Annotated in this window: 9 protein-coding genes and 1 other RNA gene (1 of these 10 running past the window's edge); 4 read left to right on the forward strand and 6 right to left on the reverse strand. The window is 60.3% G+C overall.

Annotated features, from left to right (window positions below):
• The first annotated feature begins 32 nt into the window (after positions 1-32).
• Positions 33-1,544, forward strand: coding sequence for a threonine ammonia-lyase, biosynthetic (gene ilvA / locus P8X48_06210; protein MEJ2106910.1), 1,512 nt, complete (start codon positions 33-35; stop codon positions 1,542-1,544).
• Here ilvA and P8X48_06215 read toward each other — a convergent pair.
• The 6 genes from P8X48_06215 to P8X48_06240 form a co-directional block, all read right to left on the reverse strand.
• On the reverse strand, positions 1,541-2,020 hold the full coding sequence (locus tag P8X48_06215) for an EVE domain-containing protein (GenBank protein ID MEJ2106911.1): 480 nt from the start codon (positions 2,018-2,020) through the stop codon (positions 1,541-1,543). The genes ilvA and P8X48_06215 overlap by 4 nt on opposite strands.
• A 3-nt stretch (positions 2,021-2,023) precedes the next feature.
• Entirely contained in the window at positions 2,024-2,347 is a 324-nt protein-coding gene (locus tag P8X48_06220; protein ID MEJ2106912.1) for a DUF427 domain-containing protein, read from the reverse strand.
• 51 nt (positions 2,348-2,398) lie between these two features.
• On the reverse strand, positions 2,399-3,001 hold the full coding sequence (locus P8X48_06225) for a 5-formyltetrahydrofolate cyclo-ligase (GenBank protein ID MEJ2106913.1): 603 nt from the start codon (positions 2,999-3,001) through the stop codon (positions 2,399-2,401).
• 29 nt (positions 3,002-3,030) lie between these two features.
• A non-coding RNA gene (ssrS, locus tag P8X48_06230) (6S RNA) lies at positions 3,031-3,216 on the reverse strand.
• A gap of 29 nt (positions 3,217-3,245) precedes the next feature.
• Entirely contained in the window at positions 3,246-3,545 is a 300-nt protein-coding gene (locus tag P8X48_06235; protein MEJ2106914.1) for a cell division protein ZapA, read from the reverse strand.
• A 1-nt stretch (position 3,546) separates the two neighbouring features.
• Positions 3,547-3,753: a TIGR02449 family protein gene (locus P8X48_06240; protein ID MEJ2106915.1), complete on the reverse strand. Its 207-nt coding sequence runs from the start codon at positions 3,751-3,753 to the stop codon at positions 3,547-3,549.
• Between the two features lie 145 nt (positions 3,754-3,898).
• On the opposite strand from P8X48_06240, the gene P8X48_06245 reads away from it, so the two are divergent.
• The 3 genes in view from P8X48_06245 to ubiH are tightly spaced (at most 14 nt apart) and all read left to right on the forward strand, a layout consistent with a single transcriptional unit that may run on beyond the window.
• Complete coding sequence (locus tag P8X48_06245) at positions 3,899-4,477, forward strand: UPF0149 family protein (protein ID MEJ2106916.1); 579 nt, start codon at positions 3,899-3,901, stop codon at positions 4,475-4,477.
• 14 nt (positions 4,478-4,491) lie between these two features.
• Positions 4,492-5,835, forward strand: a complete 1,344-nt coding sequence (gene pepP / locus P8X48_06250) for a Xaa-Pro aminopeptidase (protein ID MEJ2106917.1) — start codon at positions 4,492-4,494, stop codon at positions 5,833-5,835.
• Positions 5,750-6,781, forward strand: partial view of a 2-octaprenyl-6-methoxyphenyl hydroxylase gene (ubiH, locus tag P8X48_06255; protein MEJ2106918.1) — the 5' portion only. The gene runs 336 nt beyond the window's last position; only the first 1,032 of its 1,368 coding nucleotides appear in the window; the start codon lies at positions 5,750-5,752; its stop codon lies beyond the right edge, outside the window. The genes pepP and ubiH overlap by 86 nt, the downstream gene beginning before the upstream one ends.

Genomic DNA, 6,781 nt, shown 5'->3' on the forward strand with positions numbered 1-6,781 from the left:
CCCGCCAAGGACGAGTCTGGTAGATTATGCCCATGCCACAGAAATACTTAAAGAAGATTCTGACCAGCCGGGTCTACGACGTCGCCCATGAGACTCCCCTGGAGTTCGCGCCGCTGCTTTCCGAGCGTTTCGGGAACCGGATCTGGCTCAAGCGCGAGGACGAACAGCCGGTGTTTTCGTTCAAGCTTCGCGGGGCCTACAACAAGATTTCGTCTTTGTCTCCGGAAGAGCTGAAACGCGGGGTAATCGCCTCGTCGGCAGGCAACCACGCTCAGGGTGTGGCGCTCGCGGCCGCCCGAATGAAGACACGGGCCGTGATCGTGATGCCGCGCACCACGCCGGAAATCAAGATCAACGCGGTTCGCTCCCTCGGTGCGAAGGTAGTACTTCACGGGGACAACTACGACGCCGCATTCGTCCATGCGGAAAAGCTTATCCGCGAACGCGGCCTGGTCTTCATTTCCCCGTTCGACGACCCCGATGTGATTGCGGGCCAGGGCACCATCGGATTCGAGATTCTGAAACAACATCCCCAGTCTCTGGACGCGGTGTTCGTGCCGGTGGGGGGCGGGGGCCTGATTGCCGGCATCGGTGCCTATATCAAGCAGTTGCGTCCCGATATCCGGATTGTCGGTGTCGAACCGGAGGACGCCGACGCCATGGCGCGTTCACTGAAGCTTGGGCGGCGCGTATTGCTCGATCACGTCAATATCTTCGCCGACGGTGTGGCCGTGCGCCAGGTCGGGAGAGAGACCTTCCGATTGGCGAAAAAAGTGGTCGACGAGATTGTCGTTGTCAGCAACGATGAAATCTGTGCCGCGATCAAGGATATCTTTCAGGACCGAAGATCCATTCTCGAGCCGGCCGGGGCCCTGGCCATGGCCGGACTTCGGGCTTGGGTGGAACGCAATCGGGTGAAAAGGCAGGAACTCGTTGCCATTGCCTCCGGGGCCAACGTCAATTTCGATCGTCTGCGCCATGTGTCCGAGCGGGCGGAGATCGGTGAACGGCGCGAACTGGTACTGGCCGTAACGATTCCCGAAGAGGCCGGCAGTTTTCGCCGATTCTGTGCCGCGATCGGGAATCACGGCATCACCGAGTTCAATTATCGATTTGCGGATCCGGCAAATGCCCATGTCTTCGTGGGCGTGCAGATACCCGATGCGAAGGAAGCGCGCCGCCTGATCGCTTCTCTGCGAAAACAGGGATACCGGGTCCTGGACATGACCGACAACGAGATGGCCAAGCTCCACATACGCCATCTCGTCGGCGGGCATGCGCCCAATGCGACCGACGAGATACTGTACCGCTTCATGTTTCCGGAACGGCCCGGGGCCCTGATGAATTTCCTGGACAATATGGGCGGCAAGTGGAATATCAGCCTGTTTCACTACCGGAACCATGGCGCAGACTACGGGAGGGTACTAGTGGGCATGCAGGTGCCGCCGGAAGACAAGAAGAGTTTCGAGGACTTCCTGGCCAAGCTCGGCTACGAGTACAGCGAGGAAACCACGAACCCCGCGTATCGCCTGTTCCTTGCCTAGGCGGCCTTCGGGGGCTTCCCTTCCATGGCCAGGATTGCCTTGGCCTCGCGCGCGCCCACCGGCATGACCGACAGGCGGCTTCCTTTCTGTACAAGTGCCATTTCCTTCAGGGCCGGGTTCTCCCGCAGTTCATTCAGTGCGATGGTGCGATCGAATTTGCGGACAAATTTCACGTCCACCATGAACCAGCGCGGGTTGTCCGCACTGCTCTTGGGATCGTAGTACTTGCTGTCCGGGTCCAGGGCGGTGAAGTCGGGATAGGCCTCTCGTGCGACTTCGGCCAATCCGACGATTCCCGGCACATCGCAATTCGAGTGGTAGAAGAAGATCTGGTCCCCCAGGCGCATGTCGTCGCGCATGAAGTTTCGTGCCTGGTAGTTGCGTACGCCATCCCAGGGTTCCGTCTTGCCTGGTTTTGCTGCCAGGTCATCGATACTGAAGGTTCCGGGTTCGGACTTCATCAACCAGTACTTCATATCTCAGTCACATTCCTCGGTTCTGTAGTAGCGGTGATCGCCGAAGAAGCCGTAGCGCCCGCGGATTGATTCGTATCCGGCCTCCGGATCGTGATAGACCCATGCTGCGTCCGTGACATAGCCCTGGTCGGTTTTCAGATCGATCCATTGGCAGGTGCCCTTGCGGGGGCAGATGTATGTCCGGTCGGTAAAATCCAGCATTGCAGGATCAACAAGCTCGGGGTCGAAATACCAGTTTCCTTCCAGGCGGTGATAGCGCGAGGGGTCCTCGGCGCGTACCAGCACTGCGCCATCTTTCTTGCGGATTACACACGCTGCCTTGCTCATGATCCAGGCTGTCTTCCGTTCCCACGAAGGATGAGTTCCAAGTTTACCGCTCTAGCGCCCGCGGTCGAAGAAGTAGATCTGCCGATCCGTGACGACCGCCTGAAGCGGTACGTCCCACGGCTGAACCGCGAGTTGATCCACCTTCTGCAGTTCGTGCGCCACCCCATAGAGCCGAGGCTTGTGCCAGCTTGTGCGATGGCGCAGGAATTCGAGGCTGCGATCATAGAAACCTCCGCCCATGCCGAGCCGATTTCCCGCCCCGTCAAACCCCACCAAAGGAAGCAGAATCAGGTCCAGATGACGCGCGTCCCGAAGTTGACGGGAGGGAACCGCCGGTTCCGGTATGCCGAAGCGGTTAAAAACCATGGGGGTATCAGGCTCAACCGGAGCGAACCACAGGCGGTCATTGATCAAATGGCTGAGAACAGGCAGGTAGCAGGTCTTTCCCATGGACCAGGCCCGTTCCATCAGGCCGGAGATATCGATTTCACCATCTTCGGCGATATAGAAGGCGATTCGCCGGCTGACGCGGAAGCGATGTGTTGTACGCAAAATCCGGTTCACGCTGGCGGATGCCGCCGCCTGCTCGTGCCGGTCCAGGGCATTGCGTTGGCTGCGCAGGGTCCGGCGCAGCCGGGCTCGATCGGTATCCACGTTCGGAGTTCGGCTGGTTCAAAAAAGTGACGCCCTCCGCCTGTGCCGTGTCATCCCGTCGGTTCTTGAACCCAGGGGTTCAAGGGGGAGCCGGTGACGGCGCGTTAGGCTTTCCGCCCGAAGCGGACCTGCACACAGCGCCTGCATACCGGGTCCCGGTCTGTTGCTTATAGGTTCAGAGAATTACCGGGATGACTCGAACACCGCAGGGGGCGCCTTTGACATCATAGCGCCAACTGCAGTGCTATGCACTCTCCCGGAGGGCGGTTTCGATCTTGCTGTGGAGGGAGCGAATCCGGTCATCCATATCTGCCGGGGCTTCCTTCTGGTCACGGCAGCGTAACAATTCATGACTGATATTCAGCGCTGCCATGATGGCGCAGCGTTCCGCGCCCAGCACCTTTCCGCTCTGATGGATTGCACGCATCTGCTCGTCCAGATATTTCGCAGCTGCGATGAGGCCGGCACGTTCCTCCTCGGGACAGGCGACCATGAACTGCTTGCCGAGGATGCTGACACTGACGCCGTCCTGGGTTTGTTTCATATCAGCTTCGTTCCAGTGCCTTGAGACGTTCGATCATGGATTTGATGCGGGTGCGCGCCTGCTCGGTCTTGCGGCGAAGTCGCTCGTGTTCATCGCGAATGTCGTCGTCGCCGCTCCGGAGCCTGGTATTCTCCTTCTTCAGGCGCTCGCAGGCGTCGATCAGGTCATCGACACGGGTTTCCAGTTTTTTCAGTTCTTCGCTGTACATGCAGCAAAACCCCGTGAAATTTCCAAGACAATATAGGGCCCGGCGCGACCGGGGTCAACGCCGGCAGGGCGGCAGAATGATTCCCTTCGATCATTATATATAATAGGTGACCCGAATCAGGCGAACTCCGCGAAACCTCCGGCCCATGTCCAGCCAATCTCCGATGCCCGACTACGAAATGCTCCAGGCGGCCCTGTCCGGCGCAGGCGTAGAGAGCGGGAGCGCCGAGATTCACGGTCTGTTGTGCGGCATCGTCTGCCGGGGCGATGTCGACACCACGAACTGGTCCAGCGTTCTTGCGGCCGCGGGGACTCCTTTGGATACGGTACCGGAAGAACTGCGGCGTACGCTGGCCGGACTCATGGCTGCTTCGGCAGGTTCCTTGTCCGATGGACAGATGCATTTCTCGCTTCTTCTGCCTGATCCGGAAACGGGAATCCGGGTGCGGGCCGACGGGATCGCGTCCTGGTGTCAGGGCTTTGTCATGGGTCTGGCCCTGGGCGGGTCCTCGGGAATGGAAGGCCTGTCGCCCGAGGCGCGCGAAGCCGTGGCCGACCTGATCCAGATTTCCGGGGCCATGGCGGACCGCGATGGCGATGCCGAAACCCAGGACAAGGCATTGTCGGAGATCGAGGAATTCGTCCGGGTCGCGGTACAGCTCATTTATGAGGATTTCCGCAGTCGCGACAAGGAAAAGGGTGCGGATGTCCCGGGCCCGCATTGAGGCATAATAGTTGGATGGATATGACGATCTTTGGCAAACGCCGCCACGATGTAATGCAGCATATGGGAGAAGGCATCGCCATTATCCCGACCGCACCCGTACGTTTGCGTAACCGTGATGTAGATTTCGCGTTCCGGCCGGACAGCGATTTCTACTACCTGACGCACTTCCCGGAGCCGGAAGCAGTTGCGGTACTGGTCCCTGGGCGGGAGCACGGCGAATTTATTCTGTTTTGCCGCGACCGTGATCCGGCGCGCGAAACTTGGGACGGCAAGCGCGCCGGACTGGAGGGGGCGTGCAACATCTTTGGCGCTGACGATGCGTTCCCGATTGAGGACATGGACGAAATCCTTCCCGGCCTGATGGAGAACCGCAACAAGGTTTTCTGCAATATCGGTCGATATCCGGAGTTTGATTCCCACCTGATGGGCTGGGTGAACGAGGTGCGAGCAAAAACCCGGAGTGGTGTCCATGCGCCCGGCGAATTTGTGGACCTGGAGCACATCCTGCACGAAATGCGTCTGTACAAGGATGCCGAGGAGATCAAGCTCATGCGCCGTTCGGCGAAGATCTCTGCCCAGGCCCACCGGCGCGCGATGGAGCAATGTCGGCCCGGAATGTATGAATATGAGCTCGAGGCCGAACTGCTGTACGAGTTCACCCGCAACGGCAGCCGATATCCCGCCTATCCACCCATAGTCGGCGGCGGGGCCAACGGATGCATTCTTCACTATACGGAGAACGCCGACCTGCTGCGCGATGGCGACCTGGTGCTGATCGACGCCGGCAGCGAGATCGACGGATACGCGGCAGATGTGACGCGTACGTTTCCCGTGAACGGACGCTTTTCCGGCGAGCAGCGGGCCCTGTACGAAGTGGTGCTGGCAGCCCAGCAGGCGGCCATCAACAAGGTGCGCCCCGGGAATCACTGGAACGATCCCCATGAAGCGGCGGTACGGGTCATCGCCGAAGGCCTGGTGGAGCACAAGTTGCTCAAGGGCGACGTGGATCGGGTAATCGAAACCGGGGACTACAAACGCTTCTACATGCATCGGACCGGGCATTGGCTGGGCATGGATGTCCACGACGTCGGTGACTACAAGCTGGAAGAGACCTGGCGATTGCTGGAACCCGGAATCGCGATGACCGTGGAGCCGGGTTTGTACGTGGCGGCGGGATTAAAGGGTGTGCCGGAGCGCTGGTGGAACATCGGCATTCGAATCGAGGATGACGTGGTGGTCAATCGCGACGGCTGTGAGGTGCTCAGCATCGATGCGCCCAAGACCATTGCCGAAATTGAAGGCATCATGGGCGCGCGCCAGCAAGGCGCGCGCGGGCGGGCCTCCGGTGGAATTTGATCTGGTTATCGTTGGCGGCGGGATGGTTGGCGCGAGCCTGGCCTGTGCGCTCGGCAACAGCGACTTCCGCATTGCCGTCATCGAGGCCATCCCGCCGGGGGATCCGGGTCAGCCGAGCTACGACGATCGTACGATTGCCCTGGCGTACAGTTCGCGCCGCATTTTCGAGGCGATCGGAGTGTGGGACGATATCGTCCATCGCTCGGTGTGTCCGATCGAGCATATCCATATCTCTGATCGCGGCCGCTTTGGCTTCACACGCCTGCATGCGAGTGATATGCACATCGAGGCCCTCGGCTATGTCGCTGAGACCCGTGCCCTGGGCGCGGCGCTGTACGAGCGCATGGCGGGCTTTTCCAACGTTGAACTCGTTTGTCCAGCGACCGTACGGGAGATCAGTCCAGGTCCGGACCGCATTGAAATTCTCATGGATCACGATGGGGCGGAACGCCGCCTGACCGCGCGCCTGCTGGGTGCCGCCGACGGGGGCAACTCCGCGGTACGGCGTGCCGCCGGAATTTCCTCCCGTCGTCGGGCCTATGGCCAAACGGCCATCGTCGCCAATGTAACGCCAGGTCGGCCCCACAAAAATACGGCATACGAGCGCTTCACCAACAGCGGCCCCCTTGCCATTCTTCCCATGTCTGCGGACCGATGTGCCGTGGTGTGGTCGGTGGAAGAGTCGGATGTAGAGCCGATGCTGCGGTGGAGCGACGACGAGTATCTGCAGCAACTGCAGGGGCGGTTCGGAGACCGCCTCGGTACCTTTTCCCGCGCGGGAAAGAGAGTTGCCTATCCTCTGGCCCTGACAAGGGTGGCAGAAATTGTCGGTCAGCGCCTGGTTCTGGTCGGCAACGCCGCCCACACCGTTCATCCCGTGGCGGGCCAGGGGATAGGCAACTCTCTTTCCCGCGCGGGAAAAGGTACCGAGGCGGTCTCCGAACCG

It is taken from the genome of Acidiferrobacteraceae bacterium (assembly GCA_037388825.1).
Classification (GTDB): Bacteria; Pseudomonadota; Gammaproteobacteria; order Acidiferrobacterales; family JAJDNE01; genus JARRJV01.

Coding starts and splice junctions, on each gene's coding strand:
- ilvA (MEJ2106910.1), top strand. CDS start 33: ATGCCACAGAAATACTTAAAGAAGATTCTGACCAGCCGGGTCTACGAC.
- P8X48_06220 (MEJ2106912.1), bottom strand. CDS start 2,347: ATGAGCAAGGCAGCGTGTGTAATCCGCAAGAAAGATGGCGCAGTGCTG.
- P8X48_06245 (MEJ2106916.1), top strand. CDS start 3,899: ATGTCCAGCCAATCTCCGATGCCCGACTACGAAATGCTCCAGGCGGCC.
- P8X48_06240 (MEJ2106915.1), bottom strand. CDS start 3,753: ATGTACAGCGAAGAACTGAAAAAACTGGAAACCCGTGTCGATGACCTG.
- P8X48_06215 (MEJ2106911.1), bottom strand. CDS start 2,020: ATGAAGTACTGGTTGATGAAGTCCGAACCCGGAACCTTCAGTATCGAT.
- pepP (MEJ2106917.1), top strand. CDS start 4,492: ATGGATATGACGATCTTTGGCAAACGCCGCCACGATGTAATGCAGCAT.
- P8X48_06235 (MEJ2106914.1), bottom strand. CDS start 3,545: ATGAAACAAACCCAGGACGGCGTCAGTGTCAGCATCCTCGGCAAGCAG.